The organism is Pseudomonas poae (genome assembly GCF_001439785.1).
GTDB lineage: Bacteria > Pseudomonadota > Gammaproteobacteria > Pseudomonadales > Pseudomonadaceae > Aquipseudomonas > Aquipseudomonas poae.
Genome location: NZ_JYLI01000026.1, coordinates 59,425 through 79,759, shown reverse-complemented (window position 1 = coordinate 79,759; position 20,335 = coordinate 59,425). Strand labels below are relative to the sequence as shown.

General features: G+C 56.7%; 24 protein-coding genes. 2 read left to right on the top strand and 22 right to left on the bottom strand.

The window, feature by feature from the left end; genetic code table 11:
• The 9 genes from TU75_RS24045 to TU75_RS27140 all read right to left on the bottom strand — a co-directional run.
• Positions 1-2,450: conjugative transfer ATPase (locus TU75_RS24045; protein WP_248844505.1), on the bottom strand; the 2,450-nt coding region annotated here is incomplete at its 3' end.
• Complete coding sequence (locus TU75_RS24040) at positions 2,450-2,866, bottom strand: TIGR03751 family conjugal transfer lipoprotein (RefSeq protein WP_060550373.1); 417 nt, start codon at positions 2,864-2,866, stop codon at positions 2,450-2,452. The genes TU75_RS24045 and TU75_RS24040, both read right to left, overlap by 1 nt.
• Positions 2,829-4,346, bottom strand: a complete 1,518-nt coding sequence (locus tag TU75_RS24035) for a TIGR03752 family integrating conjugative element protein (RefSeq protein WP_060550372.1) — start codon at positions 4,344-4,346, stop codon at positions 2,829-2,831. The genes TU75_RS24040 and TU75_RS24035 overlap by 38 nt, the downstream gene beginning before the upstream one ends.
• The gene (locus TU75_RS24030; protein WP_060550371.1) at positions 4,336-5,148 is read right to left on the bottom strand and encodes a TIGR03749 family integrating conjugative element protein; all 813 of its coding nucleotides are present in this window, start codon (positions 5,146-5,148) and stop codon (positions 4,336-4,338) included. The genes TU75_RS24035 and TU75_RS24030 overlap by 11 nt, the downstream gene beginning before the upstream one ends.
• Positions 5,145-5,786 (bottom strand): PFL_4703 family integrating conjugative element protein, encoded by a 642-nt coding sequence (locus TU75_RS24025; protein WP_060550370.1) that lies wholly within the window; start codon positions 5,784-5,786, stop codon positions 5,145-5,147. Before TU75_RS24025 ends, TU75_RS24030 begins: the two co-directional genes overlap by 4 nt.
• On the bottom strand, positions 5,783-6,196 hold the full coding sequence (locus TU75_RS24020) for a TIGR03750 family conjugal transfer protein (RefSeq protein WP_060550369.1): 414 nt from the start codon (positions 6,194-6,196) through the stop codon (positions 5,783-5,785). The genes TU75_RS24025 and TU75_RS24020 overlap by 4 nt, the downstream gene beginning before the upstream one ends.
• A gap of 7 nt (positions 6,197-6,203) precedes the next feature.
• On the bottom strand, positions 6,204-6,575 hold the full coding sequence (locus TU75_RS24015) for a TIGR03745 family integrating conjugative element membrane protein (protein WP_060550368.1): 372 nt from the start codon (positions 6,573-6,575) through the stop codon (positions 6,204-6,206).
• A gap of 17 nt (positions 6,576-6,592) precedes the next feature.
• Positions 6,593-6,832: a TIGR03758 family integrating conjugative element protein gene (locus TU75_RS24010; protein WP_060550367.1), complete on the bottom strand. Its 240-nt coding sequence runs from the start codon at positions 6,830-6,832 to the stop codon at positions 6,593-6,595.
• Positions 6,829-7,164 (bottom strand): integrative conjugative element protein, RAQPRD family, encoded by a 336-nt coding sequence (locus TU75_RS27140; protein ID WP_082630557.1) that lies wholly within the window; start codon positions 7,162-7,164, stop codon positions 6,829-6,831. The genes TU75_RS24010 and TU75_RS27140 overlap by 4 nt, the downstream gene beginning before the upstream one ends.
• A gap of 296 nt (positions 7,165-7,460) precedes the next feature.
• On the opposite strand from TU75_RS27140, the gene TU75_RS27135 reads away from it, so the two are divergent.
• Positions 7,461-8,042: a hypothetical protein gene (locus TU75_RS27135; protein WP_169794366.1), complete on the top strand. Its 582-nt coding sequence runs from the start codon at positions 7,461-7,463 to the stop codon at positions 8,040-8,042.
• A gap of 20 nt (positions 8,043-8,062) precedes the next feature.
• Here TU75_RS27135 and TU75_RS24000 read toward each other — a convergent pair whose 3' ends face one another.
• The 12 genes from TU75_RS24000 to TU75_RS23950 all read right to left on the bottom strand — a co-directional run bounded on the left by TU75_RS24000 (position 8,063) and on the right by TU75_RS23950 (position 17,640).
• On the bottom strand, positions 8,063-8,794 hold the full coding sequence (locus TU75_RS24000) for a TIGR03747 family integrating conjugative element membrane protein (protein ID WP_060550365.1): 732 nt from the start codon (positions 8,792-8,794) through the stop codon (positions 8,063-8,065).
• 88 nt (positions 8,795-8,882) lie between these two features.
• A complete protein-coding gene (gene traD, locus TU75_RS23995) occupies positions 8,883-10,988 on the bottom strand; it encodes a type IV conjugative transfer system coupling protein TraD (RefSeq protein WP_060550364.1) in 2,106 nt (701 codons plus the stop codon).
• Positions 10,989-10,997: 9 nt separating this feature from the next.
• Positions 10,998-11,510 (bottom strand): integrating conjugative element protein, encoded by a 513-nt coding sequence (locus TU75_RS23990; RefSeq protein WP_060550363.1) that lies wholly within the window; start codon positions 11,508-11,510, stop codon positions 10,998-11,000.
• Positions 11,507-12,055 carry a lysozyme family protein gene (locus tag TU75_RS27130; RefSeq protein ID WP_082630554.1) on the bottom strand — a complete coding sequence of 183 codons (549 nt, stop codon included), beginning with the start codon at positions 12,053-12,055 and terminating at the stop codon, positions 11,507-11,509. Before TU75_RS27130 ends, TU75_RS23990 begins: the two co-directional genes overlap by 4 nt.
• Positions 12,037-12,756, bottom strand: coding sequence for a TIGR03759 family integrating conjugative element protein (locus tag TU75_RS23980; RefSeq protein WP_060550361.1), 720 nt, complete (start codon positions 12,754-12,756; stop codon positions 12,037-12,039). The genes TU75_RS27130 and TU75_RS23980 overlap by 19 nt, the downstream gene beginning before the upstream one ends.
• 9 nt (positions 12,757-12,765) lie before the next feature.
• Positions 12,766-13,437, bottom strand: a complete 672-nt coding sequence (locus TU75_RS23975) for a hypothetical protein (protein ID WP_060550360.1) — start codon at positions 13,435-13,437, stop codon at positions 12,766-12,768.
• On the bottom strand, positions 13,434-13,976 hold the full coding sequence (pilL2, locus tag TU75_RS23970) for a PFGI-1 class ICE element type IV pilus protein PilL2 (protein WP_060550359.1): 543 nt from the start codon (positions 13,974-13,976) through the stop codon (positions 13,434-13,436). Before pilL2 ends, TU75_RS23975 begins: the two co-directional genes overlap by 4 nt.
• 94 nt (positions 13,977-14,070) lie before the next feature.
• A complete protein-coding gene (locus TU75_RS23965) occupies positions 14,071-14,829 on the bottom strand; it encodes a DUF5983 family protein (RefSeq protein WP_060550358.1) in 759 nt (252 codons plus the stop codon).
• A gap of 52 nt (positions 14,830-14,881) precedes the next feature.
• Positions 14,882-15,376, bottom strand: coding sequence for a RadC family protein (gene radC / locus TU75_RS23960; protein WP_060550357.1), 495 nt, complete (start codon positions 15,374-15,376; stop codon positions 14,882-14,884).
• Between the two features lie 100 nt (positions 15,377-15,476).
• Positions 15,477-15,734, bottom strand: a complete 258-nt coding sequence (locus TU75_RS28230; RefSeq protein ID WP_082630552.1) for a hypothetical protein — start codon at positions 15,732-15,734, stop codon at positions 15,477-15,479.
• Positions 15,735-15,805: 71 nt separating this feature from the next.
• Positions 15,806-16,387 (bottom strand): STY4534 family ICE replication protein, encoded by a 582-nt coding sequence (locus tag TU75_RS23955; RefSeq protein ID WP_060550356.1) that lies wholly within the window; start codon positions 16,385-16,387, stop codon positions 15,806-15,808.
• A gap of 911 nt (positions 16,388-17,298) precedes the next feature.
• On the bottom strand, positions 17,299-17,640 hold the full coding sequence (locus TU75_RS23950) for a helix-turn-helix domain-containing protein (RefSeq protein ID WP_003235829.1): 342 nt from the start codon (positions 17,638-17,640) through the stop codon (positions 17,299-17,301).
• A 208-nt stretch (positions 17,641-17,848) separates the two neighbouring features.
• Here TU75_RS23950 and TU75_RS23945 point away from each other — a divergent pair, with 208 nt between their 5' ends.
• A complete protein-coding gene (locus TU75_RS23945) occupies positions 17,849-18,106 on the top strand; it encodes a hypothetical protein (protein ID WP_060550355.1) in 258 nt (85 codons plus the stop codon).
• A gap of 42 nt (positions 18,107-18,148) precedes the next feature.
• Here the strand turns inward: TU75_RS23945 and TU75_RS23940 are convergent, their stop codons facing one another.
• Positions 18,149-20,116, bottom strand: a complete 1,968-nt coding sequence (locus TU75_RS23940) for a DNA topoisomerase III (RefSeq protein WP_060550354.1) — start codon at positions 20,114-20,116, stop codon at positions 18,149-18,151.
• Positions 20,117-20,335 lie beyond the last annotated feature (219 nt).

Genomic DNA, 20,335 nt, shown 5'->3' with positions numbered 1-20,335 from the left:
TTTGGGGTAAGAGCTTCGTTGGCGCATGAGAATCCTGGCGATAAGGGTGATCGCGTCCGCTTAAAAATAGGCGGACACCATCGCCCTTCATTCAGGATTTCTGAAGGTGTGTTCGCTGGCCGCTTACCGAAGGGCGCCAGCAGGGGATTCTTGGTAATGATATGCCCCTCGTCGGTGACCATGATGATTGGTCGGCTCAAGTACTGGTCGCGCTCGGCGAGGTTGTTTACGGTGTTCATCAGGCTGATGTAGCTAATGGACATCTGAGCCTCATAGCCTTCGCGAGCGTAAGTGGCGAGATCAACGATGGTCACATCGCTCTCCGGCCACGGAGTGCCTTCACGGTCGAAGAGCTCACCCTCAAAGCCCTGGCAAAAGAGATCGATGGACTCGCCCATTTCTTGTGCACGTTCGCGACGCTTTTCCGGTAAGCGCGAGTCCTTGGCGGCGCGCAGTAAAGCGTTGCGCACATCGCGGGTCAGTACTTGACGGTTCGTTGCGACACAGGTTTGCGCCGCATCGAGAATACACTCACGAATCAAGCTACGATCAGCTCGACTCAGTCGCGCCTCTTCTTTGGCCTCGCCGCCGGTGATCATCAGGCGAGCGGTGATTTCCAACTCGCCGAGCACATCGCGCTGGTCCTCTCGACTGGCGACTGCTTCATCGTCCCACTCATCAATGGAAAAACTCGCCACTTGATCCGGTTGTTTGACCAGGCGCCAGGCATCGCCGAATGGGGCGAGACTGACCGGGGCGCCAGGTTTTAATTGGACCTTGTTGATCGACAAGCCCTGTGTTGCGAAGTAGTCACCCTGCAGGCCGAACGAATTGCCAGCCTCTACGATAAACAGGCGAGGGCGGTATATAGCCATGATCTGCATTAACAAGGTGACTAGGGTCGCTGATTTGCCGGCGCCGGTGGGGCCGAATAACAGCAGATGGCCGTTCATTGCCCGGTCTAAACGTGACAACGGATCAAAGCTCAGAGGCGACCCACCACGATTAAACAGCGTAATACCCGGGTGGCCGGTGCCAATGCTGCGTCCCCAGACTGGAACGAGGTTTGCCAGGTGTTGGACGAACATCAGACGTGTGTACCAGTTACGTGTGTCGCGGGCTGGGTTGTAAGCCATCGGTAACCAACGCAGGTAGCTGTTGCAGGCGGCGACTTCATCTCCCTCACGCACCGGTTGTAGCCCCACACCCAGCAGCGCGTTCGTCAGGCCGACTGAGCGTTGGTGCAATTGCTGTTCATCGTGACCGCACACGTAAAATGCCAGGGTGCCGCGGTACAGCTTGTGCTGTCGGCCAATGATCGCACGAGCCTCTTCAACATCCTGACGGGCCTGAGTCGAAGCCAAGTTTTCACCGATGGCTTTGCGGGCCAGGCGGTTCAATTGATCTTCGAGTACATCTTGTGGTTTGACCACCAGGGTCAGACTCATTACCGTGCCTTCGGGCAACTGGTCGAACAGCGCATTCACCGCGTCTCCCTTGCGGATTTCGCCAGTGAGTTGACCAATCAATGGCGCCCGGCGCAGCTTGTCCACCACCATGACCCGGTGGGGCTGACCATCAAAAAGCCAGAGTCCATGCTGCACGTCCGAACGCGGTTCGTTGAAGAACAGGCGTTCGGCAAAGTCATGATCGAAGGGCAGCTCCAGCGATTCGCCTTCGCCGGGCTCCGGATAGGCCACGCGGCGGTAGAAATCTTCGGGCGATTCGTCTGTGAGCTTGGGGGCTGGATTGAACCAGGGCAACAACCAGGCATACAAACCTTGACCATCGACTCGCGTCGATTGAACCCCGCACGCCTGCAACGAAACACCGATACGTTCGCAAGTTTGTTGCAGCGATTGCACTGGGTTGAGTCCCGCCTCCTCACCGACAGACTCAAGCCAGCGATAGATCACCAATCGCACCCGACGGTTGTTTCCTCGCCAGGGCAGGCGCGTGACTGCCTTATCCTCGAACAGGCCGCCGGGCTTGGAGATGGCTTTCAAATGTCGACGAATAAGTTCCAGGTACGCTTCGGTGAAAACCGTGCCTCGGGCACCGTCCTGAATATAGTCGGTGAGCCGGGCCAGGTAGGGGGTGAAATCGTTGTCGTCCTGACAGAAAAATTGCGCCACCCAAGGCGCTTGATCCAGCTCGTCAAAGCTATCCTGCAGGGCATCTTCTATTGCATCGCGGGCTGCCATTAGCCAATCGGGTTCGCGCCCTTCGGTGCCTATGGGCAGTAACTCGAATATCGCACCTACGGAGCGATTGTCATCCAGTAGAAAACACTGCTCGGTGCCGAGGTATTCAACCCAGGGTAAATGATCGGTGAAGCTGGGATTGTGCGCATAGAGCGCAGCTTCATCGGCCAGTGTGGCGCGGGGGCGCAATGGGTTGCGCCAGGCTTTCCATGCAGACGTGCAGTTGCCCGTATCGTCGCTACACATTACAGATCTTCCTGACGTTCACCCGGCAGTGCGTATTGCACTCGTTGGTAGAATGGAAAGACGGTCGAGTACCCCGGCACTGGTGCCTGCTCGGTACCACTCAGATGCGGATACACGTACATCACCAAATCAGGATTGGGCAGGCGAGGGAACAGGTTGCGAATTTCATTCGCGGCTGTACGCGTATACGGTTCCTGGAGCGCAGCGGAGAGATCTGTTTGAGCCAACGGGCGACGCAACTTTTGCCGAGCATTCAACAGTTGCTGTTGAGTACCCTGTGAGCCGGCGCCGTTCCAGATGTCCAGCATGGTTTGCTCGCCATGCGGCAAAAGTGTGTCCTTGTCGGTGGAACACCCCGTCAGGACCCAGCAGAGCAAGCTAATCCAGATCAGATAGAGACGTAGGATCTTTTTCATTGCGAACGCTCCGGCCCTTGGGCTCGTAGTCGATGGTGATCTCATGGTCGAGGTGTAGGGCGACCTGTGCTGCAGGTGGTACATACACGGCAGCAAAGGCTTCGCCATACAGTTTGTTGACCCACTCGCGAATGTCGCTGACCCCACCACTGAGAATTGAATTCAGTGTGCTATTGCCACTGCTGCTGGTGACCCCGAAGGCACTGCCGCCAGAGCTGATCACACTGCTGTTGTTTTGCTCATTCCCGAGCAAGGCAGCGACACCCGCGCCGGCAGCAGTGATCAGGCTCTGGCTACCGAGGTACTGCTGGGCGTTCGAGCGGCGGTCGCCGGCGATGCAGGGAATGCCATACGGATCGGACAGATAACCAAGTCCACCGCGGATCTTGTCGGTGTTTGAGCTCTGGGTGGTGGAGGCATTGCGGCTGGATACCGATTTCGGCTGAGGCACCGTGCGGATGGTGCCATCGGTAAACACAAAAGTGATCGACTCGACCTGTCCGCGTACGCATGACAGGGTCCAGTCACCGGACGCCGTGCCGCTCATCACAGCACCCGCGACGTCTGGCAGGTCGATGCTGTTGGCCGTCAGGTTTTCCGGACCGACCAGCACCTTGAAGGGATAGGGATCATTCACGGTGCCATCCACCGGGACTCGGCCAATCAGCGCGGTCATGGCGACCGAGCCCATCAATGTCGCATTTTCGGGAATGGTGTAGACCGGCTTCGCACCTTCGGTACGATCACCGGATCGCGTCAGGTCACGCTCACCCTTGGTGACCAAGCGTAACTGCTTTTGGCTGCGGTCGATGGCATTGTTCTTCAAACCCTCGAGCGAGTTGAAGGCATTAGGCAGACTCGGTGCGGAAGAGGTCTTAGTTTTGCCTCGGGCTTCGGTGGAGGGAGCATCCGAGGGTTCAATCCACTGCAGCGCATCGTTGGCAGAATGCCGCCCTTCGAACTGGTCCCCATCGCCCGGTTCAAGCCCCAGTCCGATCGGCATATCCTTGCCTTTGCCGGTCAGCCCCGACAACTGTTCCTGCAATTGCGTTAGTAGACCGCGAGCCTGACGAGTGTCTTGCTCTGCTTTGAGTCGGGCCTCGTTGGCTTGTCGACGGCCTTCGTCGACCTGCTGGGTCACGCTGCCAAGCGCCGTCTGAATACGCGAATCAACACTGTTTTCCCGCTCGCGCAGGCGGTTGTTCTCCGTCTGCAGTGAATCATTGTGTTTCTTCAAACCGAGCATGTCGCTGCGCATGGCCTTCACTTGGCCTACCAAGGTGGCGACCGTGTCGCGTGGGGTATCGCCCGCAATGCCGAGCGACTTGGCTTGCTCGGCAGATAATTGAATATCGCCCTGGCCAACTGGGTGTTCGGGAGAGGGCGTACTGCCTCCCGCGACCCAGCTTTTCATGATGATCAACACTACTCCCAGCAGCGCAGCCGGTACCAGCCATTTGAGCAAGACGTTAGCCTTCATCGTCAGCACCTCGCGCAATGGGCGGAAGCATCACGGCGTGTTCGAGGCCGGCACCGCGCGTGATGAGGTAGGCAATCGTGGTGTCTTCCGCACTGCCGATCGGCCCGAGGAAAGCATGCTGGAAGGTCGCGGCGAACAGTTTTGCCTGAAGCTGACGCGGATCTAGTTGCACCGTCGCTGTACCTCGATTGCGCAACTTCACGGCCGTCACCCAATAGTCACCGAGCCGCCAGGCGGCGATGGGTGTGCTGGAAACGTTTTCGCTCGGCAGCAGGGTCGGCAGTTCGGTACGCAGCTTGAGCGGGACGCGGCGTACGCCGGGCAGGGACTCCACGGTGCGCAACGGACCGTACAGGCTTTGCGCGGCGTAGCGCGTCAACGCGGCCTGGATCGGCGTACGTTCTGGAACAGCGACGGTGCTCGATTCAGACTCGATAGCTTGCACCGGAGTATTCTTGAGAATACGCACGGGCTCCAGCGGTTGATCGCCAGGCGTGGCCGCGATATCCAAGAGGATGATCTCGCCCGTCTTGACCGATTGCAGTTGCAGTCGTGTCGGCGCAATGGCTTCCGACGCGCGCAGGTACAGCGTGCCTCCGGTTGATTGCACGCGCAGTTTATCCTTTATAGTGGAAGGCACGCCGACACGAACAGCTTCTTCGACAAAGACCACTCGTTCCTGATTGATCACCAGTGGAACCGCGAGTGGTAGGCGTTCCCAGTGCATCAGTTCGACGGCCTGCGCTGCAGCGCCCGATAGCATCAGTGTGAGGGTAAGTCCCAGGGTCGAAATCCGCTTCATGGCTCACCTCCAGGCAGGGAGATTTTTTGCGGCGTACCCTGATAGCAATCCAGTGCAAGGCCCCACTTATTGCGTTCGGGGTCCAGATCGAAACGCACCACCCGTAACGGATAACGCACGACCACCCGTTTCACCGGTTCGGCGGCGTAATACTCATCAGCGTTGAGGTCGAGTGTGACCAACCAGCTCTCGCGATCGAGTTGCTTGACCCGCAGATCCGGATCTTCACTGTAGCCTCGCCCTAGAATTTCGTAGACGCCACGCACCCGTTGACGCAGTTCGCCGGCGGCCTTGCGATACTCGTAGTCGCCGTCGAGGAAGGCCTTGCAGGCTGGTGTCAGGTAGGACTGCAAGCCGTAGATGGCGCGGCGATAATCCTGCTCGCCATCCGAGGGCCAGCGGTTGAGTTGGCCAAAAATGTACAAGGCAAAGGCATACACATTCTCAGGGGGAACATCCCACCACTTGCGCGTGCTGCCCGCGCGCAGATCAGGGGGGACATGCACGGTCAGATCGGTCGGTGCTGAGCGCCAGCCATACCATAGTCCGGCGCTTAGTAGAGCGAGCATCACTATCGCCAGACGCAGGCTGAAGATATGGGCCTGTTGGGCATCGACCTTGTTTCGAAATCGACTCATGGCTGCCACCGGGACAGGGCAGGGCGCAGTCGACACGAACGGCGAACCGTCCAGGCACCGGAGTGGAGAATCAAACTTCCACGCCCCAGGCGCCAGCGGCTGGCGAGTATCCATTCGAGCTTGCGGTACAACCAGGTCTCGGGACGAGCCCGTTTGGCCCGACGCAGTAGCGTGCCGCCGACCAATAACACCACTGTCATGCCTGCGATCATGCTGGTCGGCGCCACGGCAATGGATGCGGTGGCGATCGCCAGAGGAACGCCGACCAGCAGGCCAATGACGCCGCCGGTGCCGAGGGCTACCCACATTTCATCATTAGTTAAACCGCGCAGTACGGCCGGATCACGATTGAGTCGCTCTGGCAGAAAGACCAAGGTGCCGTCGGCAAGGCGTTCGATAGTGTCGTTCATACCAACCTCACAGAATCGCGGCAGCTTTGGTGAGGAACCAGATGATGATCACTACCAACAGGGCGCCGATACCAACTACCGCGCCAAGGTCTTTCCAGGTCTTGCGCTGGTTTTGGACATCGGCGAATACGGTCAGGGAATGCCAGGCCACGCCGAGAAACGCGAGCAGGGCAATCAGTAGACCGAGTAAAATGCCGCCGTCGTAGGCGTAGTTTTTGATCGTCTCGATCAGCCCGGAACCTTCGCCTCGGGAAGGTGCCTCCATGGTCGGTAGCTCGGCAAAAGCTAGGCCTGGACCAAGGACCAGCAGCAGGCCGATCAAGCGTTGGCATGTACGATCACGCAGGTTGTTTTTAAGGGGGACAAGGCACTTGAGCATGATGGCGATCTCCGATGTTAGGCTAGGGTGAAGAACATCAAAATCAGCAAAGTGAGCAGTACGCGCGCAGCACTGCCGCCAAAGGCACCAAAGCGAACGTTTCCTGTCGCCCAGCCCCGGTAAGCCGTCCACATCACCCATGCGCACCAAAGCAACGCCAGGACCAGAACCATGGAGATCCAAAGCGTCGAACTGCTCTGAGTCGAAAAACCGGAGGCGTTTTGAAAGGCCGCGGTCTGAGCGTCAGTCATGCTCATGGCGACGGCTCCGCAGACGGGATATCAAGTCGGTAATCACCGACTATTTCACGGGGATCGCGAGGTTGCGCTCGAGAGGGGGACAGATAGCCCTGTACACCTTGACGAATGCGTTGGATGTCTTGAGTTAGGCGGGGATAGTCGAAGCGATAACGCTCGGCTGATTCAGCCGAGCTAGCTGTCTGGGGTCTTGCCGCAAGATGTTCGATAGTGTCGAGTTGCTGCAAAATCAGACTCAACTGATCCTGTTCATGAGCAGATGTGGCATAGCTGCCACTATTGAACGAGATCAGTACGAGTAGACAACAGATTCGGCAAAGTAAAGTCGGCATGTGGATAGCCCATTTGGTTATTGGGGCTAGCATCCAACTGACGGCCAGGGCTTAGCAGTAAAAAAATGAAACACGCTGCGTCATTTTATTTCGATACAGGCGCTGACTACGTAGCGAGCTTGGATACCGCGTCGAGGGTTAGAAAACTTGGAGAAGAAGGGACGCAGTCGGACCACTAAGTGATCTAGATTTCTCATGAAAACGATTAAGCGCCGTTAACGTTTGATTCTGCTAACAAAGTTTTAGCAGGGCGCGGAAGCGCGAACGAGATCAGTAACGTAGAGTGAGTGCAGAGAGTGAATATCCAACAAGCAATTCGGCGGTATCGTCTTCGACAGGGCATGGGTTTATCCTTAATTTTCTTTGGTGCGCTATTTTATTTGGTTTCATCGTTGAAATCTTTGCACCATCAAGCGGCGAAACTTGCTGAGTCACCTCTTTTTGGCCATTTGGGTGGACTGATGCAAAATCTGGTAGCCGACATCTACCAAATCACATCGCCCTATATCGGTTTTGTATGGAACAACGCGCCTACCCTCAGTCAGGAAAACCCACTCAGCTATGGGAATTTGCTGTTTCTCGGTTTGCTGGGTGTGATGATTGTTGGAAAGCAATTGCTTCTTTCTGCTAGACAGCTCAACGGGCGTGTTCAGGTCCAGCTTGAGCGTCTTGAGGAAGCCCAGTGGCGCAGCTCGATGCAGAGTGGGGCCGTAACCCAAGTCAACGCAAACCACATCGGCCAAATCAATTTTTACCAGCAAGCAATGCCGCCATCTCCTTCCAGTGATTGGTGGCAGCGGCCGTGGGGTATTGTTGGTTTGTCTATAATCGGCGGTTATGTTGTAGCAGTGTTGGCTAAGCTGACCGGGATGGTTTAGCACTCCAGCAGTACGTTCTATCAAAGATATTTTTTGAACGTTGCCGAGGTGATAGCAGTTGCTATTCCCAGCATCACCGCGCAAGGCAAAAAAATCGCCATGGGATTGAGCGACAACGGTAGGGATAGGTAAATAATCCAGGGCACGATCAGCAGTGGGAACACTGCTTGCTTAGCGCGGTGATAGACAAAGCTGCTTTCTAGTCCCGAGCCAAATTTGCGCAGGTCACGGCGCATTAACCCATCAACAAAGCCAGTGAGCATGCTCAGTAAGAACAGCGGCGTGGCTAAGACCAGAATGGTCAGGCGCACTACGAAGGTGAAGGTAACGTACACCGCGGCCAGCACGAAATCTTCAATACTCACGTAGAACTGATTGGTCCAGTGCCAGAACCCGTTTCCCTGGCTCGACACCCGGGCCTGACTAGCAAAGTCCGCAAATCCAGTTTTGACCAGAAGCCACTGGGTGAGGAGATCCAGTACCTGGACGATCATCTGCCCGGGTTGTTGGAGAATGAGTGAAGATTTGAAGTGGTCGTTAAGCCAGCCCAGTTCGTTGATCAGCATGCCTTGGCTGTGTCTCCAGCCTTGATCCTCCCAGAAGAAGATCACACCTGCCCACTCGATCAAGATCGAGAACAGCAATGAGGCAATTAACAAGCCGATAATGCGCAGGGCTAAGCCTATCGCCGACATGATCAATCCTGGGCGCTGGGGCGGTTGTGGCGGCGTGTTCCGGACGGAGGTCGCCATCGTTCACTCCATTGTGCTTTGCATTTGGTGTCGTCACAAAATCTTCTGAATAGCTTGCTACTGAATCGACTCCTCTGGTGGGGCCGGGCTAACCCACCTGATCCAAATCGAAGTTTGTAGTTGGGCCGCCACCGCTTGCACTCCACCATTGACCCGCCTGCTCGTTGTAAGCCGCCCGCATCATTTGAGTGAGCTCCTGAAGGTCCTTGGGCATAGCATCGTCGTTGGAGGGTTTTGGCAACGGCATGCGGACTTTCCATAGCTGGCCCCCGGCCTGGAAGGAGAACATTTGCCCCTTGGGCAAACTGACGATATGAGCAGGCTCGATCAGCGGCACGCTGGTGCTGCTGACACGGTCCTGTGAGGACGAGGTGAAGTCCGTGTTAGCCTCCGGATCGGAGGTGTCGGTCGCGCCCGAGACCAGGGTCTTGGTCAGCACATTAACCTTGGGCAACTGCTGGGTGAGCAGTTCCGCGGTCGCGGTTTCGCGCACCCGCAGCATCTGTAGGGTGTTGAAATTGCCGACCACCTGGCCGGCCTTGGCGCGGTTGCCTATACGTGCTTCGATATCGCTGAGGGTTTGGGTGTAGGCGGTTACCTGGATACCGGCACCGCCCCCCTTGTTGATCAGCGGAATGAACTCATCGCCCATCAACTCGTTGAACTCATCGGCATGCAGGTTGATTGGCAGTTTGTCACCAGCGTTGCCAGATTGAGGCAGCCCATGGTCAATGCCATGTTTGTAGATATGTCCCGCGACCGAGACCAAGTCGGCGAACATTGAATTGCCCACGGCGGCGGCCACTTCGGCATCAGTCAGCGCATCCAGGCCAACGTAGACGATGCCGCGTTTTCGGATGATCTGCATCCAGTCGAAGATCGGCCGCGGGTCATCCAGATCGGTGTAGTTGGGAGCCAGTAACTGAGCGGTCTTGCCGGTGGTGAGTTTCTCCAGCAGCGGCAGTAGCGAGGCCACGATTTTGTCGAAGTAAGTGCGGTCGTAGCGCACCGCTGAACGCAGTCCGTCCATTACCGGATCAAATACATGCTTCACCGCCAGGTATTGCTCGATAGCGACTACCCGCTTTTCGCGTCCTATCATATGGCGGGGAATGTTCTTCTCTGTGAGCTTACCTTCGAGCTGGACGATCACTTCCCACGCCTTCGGGTCGGTCTTGGCGAAAAAATGCTGGGCGTATTCGATGAACAGCGCATCGATGTTGACCACATGCCGCTGTATCTGCAGGTAGTCCGGACGCCGGCCCAACTCGATCAGCGCCCGTGCGATGATGTTGACGAAACGCCAGGCGAATTCACGGAAGGCCGCGGAGTTACCTTCTCCACTGAGCTGCCCAGCAATGCGAGATGCCACCTCAGAAATACGTCCGAAACGTCCCACCGCGTTGTAGCGGGCGGAGATTTCTGGCCAGCCCAGATGGAAGACATAAAACTCTTTCTCCCGACCGGCGCGTTTGGCTTCGACGTACATGCGCTTGAGCAAGTCGGCATCGCCCTTCGGATCGAAGACAATCACTACCTCATGTTCAACGCGATGAATGTCCTGGGTGATGTACACCTCTGCGAGTCGCGTCTTGCCGACGCGGGTCGTGCCAAGCACCAGGGTGTGACCGACCCGTTCGCCCAGAGGCAGACTGACTTCCGTTTCATCGGGCTCGACCCCATGCAGCAGTGGCGAGCCTCCTACCGGTGGTAAAGGGCGCAACGGATTGAAGGCACTGTCCCAGGCAGTGACACGGGCCAATATCGAGAGCGGAAACGGTGCATGCTCAAGGGACCGTTCGAGACCACGGGCCATGCGATAGCGTGTCGGTTGGTCGACATAATGGGCGACCGCTGGGTCCTGAGCCTCGACCAAGCGCTGGGTATGCAGGCGGGTCCAGCGAAATCCGCGGCCCATGAACAGACGCTTACAACTGATGGGAATCTGCCGACTTGTCAGTTCGTAGCGGGGCAGCTGGCGGATATTGCGTCGATAGCGCAACACCTCCCAGGCCTGTCGCAGGCGGATCAGGCCGAATAGGGTATAGGCCAGCGCCGCAACCAGCCCGATCTCGGGTGACAGGGCCACAGCCCAGGGCGAGTACACGCACAACACCGCGGCGGCGATGCAGATCGCTACTGTGTACAACTCCACCGCCGGCCGGAGCTTGGACTCCATCGCATGTTCGGCCATGACCTGGACTCATTGTTCCAATGAGGTGGCGGTGATCAAGACGGGGTAGTGCTCGATCTGCAAGCGGGTGGCGATGTCGTTACCGTTGACCGGCAGGATGGTGATGCCCGGGGCGGCGGCTCGAATCCGGATCAAAGCTTCGGCATCGGTTACTTCAACCGCTAGACCAGCCCCGCCCATTTCCTGCAATTCAGTCGCGCGTTGACGCAACCAAGCCAGTGATTGGGTATCCTCACCCACCAGGAAAAATGGCCGTAAGCCCGGCATGTTTAGGGCGCGAGACTTGATTTGGCCGGGGCTCAAGAGGGAGCTGCGAACGGGTAATATCCAGGTTTCATCGGCAAACGTGGACAAGTCCGCATGCATGGCGCGACCAGGCTGGAGATTGTTGTTTATGGGCGGCCTGGCAACTTGAGGATGGGGATGGGTGCCGCCAAACTGGGGCTCTGCAACGGATTGTTTCGACTGGGCAAAAGCAGCCAAGAGCAGGTAGAAGTAGTAGGCAATAGGAATTCGTTTCATGGTGGTGTGCCTTGTTTCGCGGAAGTCTGTAACCGTGCGAGCTGCCTGGAGAATCCATCGCGGTAGCGCGCGGCGGGTAAACCTCCCGCAGGGCGGTGATAACGCCCTGCGGCTGAAACCCAATCACCAGTGACGGCGTGATGCTCTTGCAGCAGGGCGGCAGTCACAGCCAGATTGCGGTAGGGTTCGAGAGCTTCGCAGGGACAGGAAAAACGTTGTCCGTGATAACCCAGGTTGGTTTGCCCAAGTCCGGCGTCGACCCGTTTAGCGTCATATTGCGTGAGCGCCTGGAGCAAGGCGTGACATGCGGCCTGGCGAGTGGCGAAACGGTAGGGTGTTCCGGCGATATTCAGGGTCCAAGGCCACGGCAGCAGTCGACCACGGACGCGAATACCGCTCTCTTGTAAGGCAATCGCGAACAACACCGTAGAAGGGATGTTGGCGTCATGCGCCGCCAGTTGATAAGCCGGAGGCGGAAGTTCGTTAGCCCGAACCGCGTGCACCGTCAGCAGGAGCGCAACAGCAATCAATCGAGACGTTGCCATTGTCCATTCACCTGTTGAAATGTGGCGGGCAATGGCCCCGGAGCCCCCAGGCTGAACCATCGACCACGGTCATGGTTCAGGGTGATCTGCCGGCGTTTAACCTTAGCCGGATCGATGTCCGCTTGCCGAGCCCAACTGCGGACGCGTTCATCCTCGCCCTGGCTGCCCACCAGGTAGATATCGAACGCCGTGTCACTGTTCTGCAAACGCTGTGCTTCAGCGGTGCATGCAGGGCAGTGGTCCTCCACAAACAGGGCTGGGCGCGGGGCGACTGATGAGCTGGTAGGGGAAGAAGATGCCATACCCTGGATCGGTAGCTGCCCAGGAAACAGCTTGGTCCAGGCCGCGGTGTAAGCGTTTTGGTAGGCCAATTCACGCTCGGCGCGTTTGGCTTCCAGTGCTACCTGTAATTCAGCATAGCGCTGGCGCTCTTGGTCGGTCTGGGCCTCAACCCCTAAGGCGGTCAAGGGATCGAGATTCGGGCTCCAGAAACCACGTGGGCCGGCTTGGATCTTTTCGAAGCGCGTCCACTCCTGCTCCGTCAGACCCCAGCTTGCAGCCTGTTCAGAGTGCGAGCGTCCCAGCGGAGTGGATTGTGTGTCCTGGATCCGTGACGGTGTCGTGACAGGGGTGCCCATCGCAGCGCCCGTGCTAAGCAGCGAAACGAGATAGACGACGGGCAACAGTGGCGCTCGGTTCATAGTCGTTTCTCAGGGGATTTGCACTGTCTGGTCTGGATGAGCGGTCACTGCGAAGATGGCCGCGTTCGGCTCCAGCACTTTCAGTTGCCATGTGCCGAGCTGCTCGCCGTTGTGCAGCAACCGGATATCGTTGAGCGAGCGACTATCAGGAGGCACGACCGCCAGAAATCGCTCGCCACCACGGGACTCGACACTCAATACTGAGAATGGCGGCGGGAGTGGGGCAGGCTTTGGGCGAGCGGTTTTCTTCGGCTTGGTCGGGGAAGGTGTCGGTGGTTGAAGTGTTGGCTGTGGCTTGAGGTCCAGGAGTTGCTGCTCGACGTGCTCAAGTCGTGCGCGTAGCGCGTTCATGTCGGTTGCGGTGGCTCGGTCTGCCAGACGGTCGCGCAGTTCCTTTATCTCTTGCGCCCATTGATCCAACATCGGATCGAGTGTGTTGCCCTGTTGCTCACCGGAATCCACCATCTGCTTCAGGTCTTTCAGTGCGTACTGCAGCTTCTCTTGCGCGTCTTTGAGAGTGCTCGAATCACGTTGCAAGGTTTGCAGGATCTCTAGGTGTTGGGTGTTCGCATTTTCTAGCTCGATCACGCGTTGATACTGGTTGTACAAACCACCACTCAGCCCGGAGACCGCCAGGCAAAGTGAGCCGACAATGAGAGTTTGAAACGTCGAGGCTTTCATGGACGTACCCCCGACTGATGGGACGAGATGGGGAGTAACAGCGCGACGCCAGCTTTCGTTTTCTGCCGTTCGAAGCAGACCGAACGGCTGACCTCATCGGTCGTGAGTTGCCAGGCGGAGCCCGCCAGTACTTGTAGTGCGCTGCGTAACGGAATCGGGCCGAGCTGGTAATGGGCTGCAGGCAGAGGCCGAGTGAAAAGGGTCTTTACTAGTTCGGTGGTAGGGCAGAGCGAATAACCCGAGCGCTGCAGCACGTAGTGCATCGCCTCCTGTACCGAGGGATTAAGGTTGGACGGTATGTTCACATCAATGATTTGAGCGAGAAGATCACGTTGCTCCGTGGTGGGCTCTGTACTCACCAGGGTATAGCGACCATAACGGATCTCCGCCGGATGGCTTGCTTCGGCCGGGCTCCTTGATAATTGGGTCAGATTGGAGCCATTGTCGATCTTTGGATTAGTTGGCAATGGGGTGGGGATTTGCGCGCTGCAGGCACTCAAAAAAACCAGCAGGCAGACAGGCGTAAAAAAACGCTCCATGAAAAAAACCTCATGTCAGATTCAGTGCAGAACCTGACATGAGGTGAAGGAGCGATTCAGTGAGAAATCCGATTTATGGCAGGTCGTGTTAACGCTAAATACTTTGCTCTGCATCATAGATAGCTAGTCCATCCAAGACAGCAGCGTCGGGGTCGAAGATCAACAATCGCACATCCGCCAATGCCGCCATATACAGTACGTTGACCAAGGCTGCCGGCGTACCAGCATCGAGTTGCTCTTGCCTCAGCGATGAGTAAGAACAGCCCTCGATTTTTACTAGGTTATCGTCTGTCCAGGGCGTGCCGATCAGCTTACACCCGACGCCATTGCAGTCCTTCAGGGCAAAGGGTTCGAACAGCAGTCCGGTTGGGCTAGAGTCGAAATAGCCCGCCCGGTGTTCCAAGTAGCGCAATGCTTCTTCAGTGAGGTGTGCGGTACTGATGTCCCATGCTCGGCTGTAGTGTCCAGTCTCGAAACTCAATTGATAGACCACGGACTTGGCTTCCTTCAAGGAGTCAAAGTCCGCGACGTGGCACTGCTCGTTGAAAACTTCGCCTATTACGGCATAGACCACCTGGTGCACTAGTCCGTTGGACGGGCAGCAACCATCCAATTCATTCAGAATGGATTGACCTTCGCTGATCAAGGCGAAATCATCATTGAAGATGCAGGGGACCAGTTGCAACGTATCGTCGGGCAGATGCGCCTGGGAGCCGTGCATAGGCCGAAAGCAGGGAGGAAAACCGTCCTCGTAGGCGATCATTAACAGCCGTTCGATATAAAGTTTGTCGTAGCCGCGAGTAAATGGATTTGAGGCGATCAGCAGGGCGGGGGCTTGGTGTGTGGGGTTCATGACCGTGCTCCAGAATGAAAATGAATAAGGCGCCCGTAGGCGCCTGTGAGGGTTAAAGCCAGCCGTATTCGGCAAGGGAGAGCGGGCGACCTTCACCCACGATGAAGTGATCCAGTACGCACACGTCGATCAAGGCTAATGCCTCTTTCAACCGAGCGGTCAAGACGCGATCCGCCCGGCTGGGTTCCGTACAGCCTGATGGGTGGTTGTGAACAAAAATGGCAGCCGCAGCGTTATGCGCGAGGGAACGCTTAACCACTTGGCGGGGGTAAACGCTGGCGCCATCAATGCTGCCGTGAAAGAGGATTTCGAACGCCAGCACCCTGTGCTGGGCGTCAAAAAAAATCACACCAAAGACTTCATGGTCTTGGTGCGCAAGACGCAGTTTTAGGTAAGCCGCTACGGTGTCAGGCGACGTCAGGATAGGCCCGCGGGCGAAAAGCCGACGATCCAGAATGTGCAGCGCTTCGTCGATCAGCTGGTTTTCTTGGACAGTGCGATCCGCCTCGGAATCCGAGGTCTCAATCAGTTTGAGTAGGGAGCTCATGGCGCTACCTCCGAAGGGAATAATCAGGGGTACACGCCCGAGGGGAGTGGTATCCCCTGGGTGGGTGTGGAGTTGCAGGCGTTTGCAGGTGATGTAGTGTTCACAGCCGAGTGTATCGGTGACGTTGGCCGTGCAGAGGTGAACCACAACCGTCGCAGGGCAATGGGGAAAAGGTTCTTATTCCGTGGCCAGTTTCGGGATCGAAGTCGGCACTGATAGGCATTAGCCGAACCAGCCCACGATGTATCGCGGCGATGCGTTGTTCGGTCTCATCCGGCGAGTGATACAGCGATAACGTGCTGTAGTCCTCGTAAGCCGCACCGAACAGGCAGTCGTCGCAAAGCCAGAAGCATTCCATATTGGTTCTCCTGTGCTGGCTGAAGAAAAGGCGCTCGATTGAGCGCCTTGATGTAAAACATCATGGATTGTTCAGGCGGACTGAACAGCACGTGTGGTGACACGGCGGGCCGTACCGGGAGTGGTTGGAGATGCAGGTTTAGTCCTGAGCTCTGTTGGATTACCGATATCCTTAGTTTCGACATCAGCCGATGTTGGGGATGATTCATTGTTTGGCGCTTGCTCAGCAGGTGCTGTTGCTTCCTGCCTGGCGGGCGCTTTGTATTCGAGCTTGCCATTGACCTTGATCCAGTCGATGAACAGCAAACGACCTTTCAGGCTGGCGCCAGGTTGGCCTTGTTTATCGCCTTTCTCATAGAGAAATGGGTCGATCCACAGGTCACCAATACGGAACGACAGCAAAACCTTTTTCTGGGCCTTGACGGCGTCCATATAGAGACGAATCAAACGGTCAGCTTCGCCACCAGCGACTTTGCAATCAAAGCGGGTGTACTCCACTGCATCGGAGGCACCATGCAAGGCTGCTATATCGCAGGCCATGAATGGCTGACCGCGGCGGGCCTGTACTTCACGCACACGGTTGAGGTAGCCGATACCGGCGGTGTGCAGGTTGAAGTAAGAGGTCGCTTCTTGGGATTGGTTGGCGTAGGCCATGGTGATTCTCCTGTTTCAAGGGAAAACGGTGACGCACAGTCCCTGACGGGAAAGTGAGCCCCCGTCAGGGTGGGTAAGATGAAGTCAAGCAATGAACGACTCGTCACCGGCAAGCCGATGACCATCAGAGTGATGCTTCTGGGGGAATAGCTGTGCAGCAGAGGAGCTTCTGCGGTGGTAATCCGCAGGCATGGAGTAGTCGGCATTCATCACCGCTTAAGCGGCAACCGCGCGAGCTTCCGAACGCTGATCGCACTTGGGTAAACCACCACTAACTTGGCGTAGCCTTGAAGGTTTTGGCTACCTGGGCTGGGCTGTCAACGACAGCAAACCACGCCCTTTGTATAAGCCTGTCACAGGGGAGCGTCAAGACGCTACAACCCGATTTTTTAAGGCCGGAATACGTTGGTAGTCACTGGAATTAAGAAAATGAAAAAAAAGAAGAGTGGCCTGGTGGTGTGCCAGGCGAGGAAGAGAAAAACCACCTTTGACGGTCTTACGCAGTCGACAAGCTCCTCGCAAAACTTGGTTGCACTGCGCAATGATTCGCCAACCGACCCTTGTCGTGGCCTGGGTCGGAATATGCTGGCACGCATCCGCGCACAAAGGGTGCCCTGTGTTTCCCCGGTGGGCTCCGGGACTGAATACGATCGCCGAAGCGGATGACCGCTATTGCCGGGTAGAGGCAACAGTGGTCATCCGCCACCACAATCAGGTCGAGCACAAAACGGGAACGAGATCCCGCAGAAGAGGAGGCTCCGAACTCGAAGAGTTTGACCGAACTGCCCGGAGCTAATCGGTCTTGGGTCGCCGTTGGCGATTATCCGAAGTTACTACAGCAGAGAGGTCAACACGACGTCAAGCCTGCAGGTCCCCTTCATAAAACGCTACGTTTAGCACGATAAAAGAGCTCACTTACTGCCGAGATGTGCGGCTAATTGTTCGACGGTTGCCAAGATAAAGGCACGGTCGCTTTCTTTCAGTCCACTCAGCAGGCCCGCGATCATCTGACCCTGGTCATTGGGGCGATTACTCGATGCCGTCAGGAGTTCATCCATCCGGCAATCGAAAATATCAGCCAGTTGCATCAGCTTGACCACTGAAAGCTCCACTACACCCCGTTCCAGGCGCGATATAGCTTCGCTACCGATCCCTAAACGTTCAGCCACCTCTTCCTGGGTCAGATTACGCTCGCTGCGGTGCTTCGCGATCATGCGCCCGATTTGGGCTTGGGTTGGATGTTTATGTGCCAAATGATGAGTTCTCCAGTTCAACCCGAATGGTTGAGCAAAGACCCGTTGACATAAACATCCTTAAGGGTTGAGTATCGACTCATTGGGTTGTTATAGTGAATGAAACAGCTGAGTATCGCGACGTGGTTTCTGTCCCTTCAGGGATCAGAGTCCAGATTGGTTAGTAAGAGCGACGGTCTGAAAGGACCATGTTGAGGGATGGTTGAACATGGAAGATGAGAGAAAGGACGTCATGGATGTGATTTGGGATCGAACACTGGAGTTGTTCATCAAGATTCATGATTGCCCGGATAACCCCGAACACTTCGAACGCCTTGTTCTTTGGCTCAACGAAGATCCTGCCCACCTAAAAGCCTTCAACGAACTGGGGCAGATATGGATTTCGACAGGTATCGCTTTGGCCCGTGAAGTCGGACAACCTTTGATCGATTTGGAGCGGGATCAGGCGCCACTGATGATGCACTGACCTGTGTACCAACCCAACGTCATGTTGATCTCAACCGAACTGTCATGGGCGGCGCGTCTCTTTTCTGAACTGCGTAGTGCCCTTGCAGTTCGGATACTGCGAGCATGACCAGAACGGCCCAGATTTGCCCTTCCGCTTGATCATTGAGGCATTGCAAATGGGGCAGGCCGGGCCGGCTTCGACCGGTATCGACAAGTTGAGCGCTCCATAGTGTTCGACCAGCTTAACAATCCAGTTCGCCTGCTTTGCGACGAACGCCTCCAAGGTCAGGCGTCCCGCTTCGATTTCGTCAAGCGCCTGCTCCCAGATCGCGGTCATGCCAGGATCCGCAACTGCAGCGGGTACCGCCTCGATCAGGGTATGGGCCGCCGCCGTAGCTATTAACGCGCGTTTTTTCTTCAGTAAATAACCGCGATCAATCAACCCTTTGATAATGCCGGCTCGCGTGGCTTCAGTACCGATACCGGTGGTGTCCCGAAGTTTCTGTTTCAGGCGTGGGTCATTGACAAGCTTGGCGACGTTTTTCATCGCCTTGATCAGATCACCCTCGGTGAGAGGTTTAGGAGCGGCAGTTCGCATGGATTTGAGTTCGACATTGTCCACTGCGCACTGCGTGCCCTGTTGCAAGATGGGTAAGACTTGGGATTTGTGACTGGGCTCATCCTCCTCGGTGTTTTCGGAGAGCGAGCTTTTCCAGCCCTGGACCAAGATCAGTTTGCCCACAGCGGTCAATCGTTCTTCGCCACACGCCAGTTCGACCTGGGTCCGATCAAACTCATGAGGCGGAAGAAACTGCGCTAGGTAGTGGCTACGGATCAGTTCGTAGACATGGCGTTCTTGTTCGGACATCCGCACCAGGTTTGCCGGCTCGGTGGTGGGGATGATGCCGTGGTGCGCGGTGACCTTGGCATTGTTCCATGCGCGGGAGCGCAATGTTTGATCGAGGCCCCCGAATGCAGGTTTGAGTGTAGGATCCGTTTTGAGCAGGGCATCGAGTACCGCGGGTGCCTCGTTGAACATATTCTCCGGCAAATAGCGGCAATCGCTGCGCGGGTAGGTGGTGGCCTTGTGGGTTTCATACAGGGCTTGGGCGATGTTCAGGGTTTCCTGGACGCCGAGCCCCAGCTTACGCGAGCAGACTTCTTGCAACGTGCTTAGGTCGAAGGGCAGGGGCGGCGGTTCTCGGAAATGCTCAGTATGTAACGAGATTACCGTGGCGGACTTCTCGTCGGTGATTGTTTGGACCGCGTGATGGGCAAGCACTTGTTGTAGGCAACGCCCCGACTCGTCCCGTCCTGAGCATGGCGGTAACCACGACGCGATGAATCGCTGGCCCATCGACGATAGGTGTACCTCAATGTTCCAGTAAGGCACCGGGACGAAGCCGGCAATCGCACGGTCCCGATCGACCACCAGACGTAAGGTGGGTGTCTGGACGCGCCCCACTGACAAAACGCCGTCGTAGCCTGCCCGCCGACCAAGAAGGGTAAACAAACGACTGAGGTTCATGCCGATCAGCCAGTCGGCACGGCTACGGGCGAGGGCCGAGTGATAGAGCGGGAAGGTTTCCTGACCAGACTTCAGCGAGGTCAGTGCCCTGCGAATCGATGCTGCGTTGAGTGCGGACAGCCAGAGGCGCTGAACAGAGCCTTGGTACTGGCAGAGCTCCAATAATTCGCGGGCAATCATCTCACCTTCGCGGTCGGCGTCGGTTGCGATGACAACGGTGGTGGCTTCGCTGAGCAGGCGTTTGATGATTTTGAACTGCGCGGCAGTCTTGGGTTTGATCTCCACTTGCCACTGCGCCGGAATGATCGGTAGATGATCCAACGACCAATTCTTGTACTGAGTGCTGTAGGCTTCAGGCGGGGCCGTCTCCAGTAGGTGGCCGATACACCAGGTGACAGTTGTCTCGGGGCCGATCAGGCAACCATCGCCACGCCGAGTGGCTCCGAGAACCTTGGCGATGTCACGACCCTGGGAAGGTTTTTCGCAGAGGAAGAGGCGCATATAACTACTCCGGATTGAGTTCGGAGCAGCGTTGTTCGAAGTCGCCGGGGCGAGATATGAGAAACCTGAATGGCAGGTTCCTCATATTAGTCGGTGAGGGCGGCCTTGAATGGGCTGAAGCTGCTACCTTATTTGAGCGTTCGTAACTGGGTGGGGGGCTTCATGAGCAGCGAGCAGTGACAGGCCAGGAACTTCGCGCAAAGGCGCAATTTTTATGCC

Bases quoted from the DNA above. Each gene is read 5' to 3' on its own strand.
- TU75_RS24040 (WP_060550373.1), bottom strand. From the start codon at position 2,866: ATGAAAAAGATCCTACGTCTCTATCTGATCTGGATTAGCTTGCTCTGC.
- TU75_RS24035 (WP_060550372.1), bottom strand. From the start codon at position 4,346: ATGAAGGCTAACGTCTTGCTCAAATGGCTGGTACCGGCTGCGCTGCTG.
- TU75_RS24030 (WP_060550371.1), bottom strand. From the start codon at position 5,148: ATGAAGCGGATTTCGACCCTGGGACTTACCCTCACACTGATGCTATCG.
- TU75_RS24025 (WP_060550370.1), bottom strand. From the start codon at position 5,786: ATGAGTCGATTTCGAAACAAGGTCGATGCCCAACAGGCCCATATCTTC.
- TU75_RS24020 (WP_060550369.1), bottom strand. From the start codon at position 6,196: ATGAACGACACTATCGAACGCCTTGCCGACGGCACCTTGGTCTTTCTG.
- TU75_RS24015 (WP_060550368.1), bottom strand. From the start codon at position 6,575: ATGCTCAAGTGCCTTGTCCCCCTTAAAAACAACCTGCGTGATCGTACA.
- TU75_RS24010 (WP_060550367.1), bottom strand. From the start codon at position 6,832: ATGAGCATGACTGACGCTCAGACCGCGGCCTTTCAAAACGCCTCCGGT.
- TU75_RS27140 (WP_082630557.1), bottom strand. From the start codon at position 7,164: ATGCCGACTTTACTTTGCCGAATCTGTTGTCTACTCGTACTGATCTCG.
- TU75_RS24000 (WP_060550365.1), bottom strand. From the start codon at position 8,794: ATGGCGACCTCCGTCCGGAACACGCCGCCACAACCGCCCCAGCGCCCA.
- traD (WP_060550364.1), bottom strand. From the start codon at position 10,988: ATGGCCGAACATGCGATGGAGTCCAAGCTCCGGCCGGCGGTGGAGTTG.
- TU75_RS23990 (WP_060550363.1), bottom strand. From the start codon at position 11,510: ATGAAACGAATTCCTATTGCCTACTACTTCTACCTGCTCTTGGCTGCT.
- TU75_RS27130 (WP_082630554.1), bottom strand. From the start codon at position 12,055: ATGGCAACGTCTCGATTGATTGCTGTTGCGCTCCTGCTGACGGTGCAC.
- TU75_RS23980 (WP_060550361.1), bottom strand. From the start codon at position 12,756: ATGAACCGAGCGCCACTGTTGCCCGTCGTCTATCTCGTTTCGCTGCTT.
- TU75_RS23975 (WP_060550360.1), bottom strand. From the start codon at position 13,437: ATGAAAGCCTCGACGTTTCAAACTCTCATTGTCGGCTCACTTTGCCTG.
- pilL2 (WP_060550359.1), bottom strand. From the start codon at position 13,976: ATGGAGCGTTTTTTTACGCCTGTCTGCCTGCTGGTTTTTTTGAGTGCC.
- TU75_RS23965 (WP_060550358.1), bottom strand. From the start codon at position 14,829: ATGAACCCCACACACCAAGCCCCCGCCCTGCTGATCGCCTCAAATCCA.
- radC (WP_060550357.1), bottom strand. From the start codon at position 15,376: ATGAGCTCCCTACTCAAACTGATTGAGACCTCGGATTCCGAGGCGGAT.
- TU75_RS28230 (WP_082630552.1), bottom strand. From the start codon at position 15,734: ATGGAATGCTTCTGGCTTTGCGACGACTGCCTGTTCGGTGCGGCTTAC.
- TU75_RS23955 (WP_060550356.1), bottom strand. From the start codon at position 16,387: ATGGCCTACGCCAACCAATCCCAAGAAGCGACCTCTTACTTCAACCTG.
- TU75_RS23945 (WP_060550355.1), top strand. From the start codon at position 17,849: ATGGAAGATGAGAGAAAGGACGTCATGGATGTGATTTGGGATCGAACA.
- TU75_RS23940 (WP_060550354.1), bottom strand. From the start codon at position 20,116: ATGCGCCTCTTCCTCTGCGAAAAACCTTCCCAGGGTCGTGACATCGCC.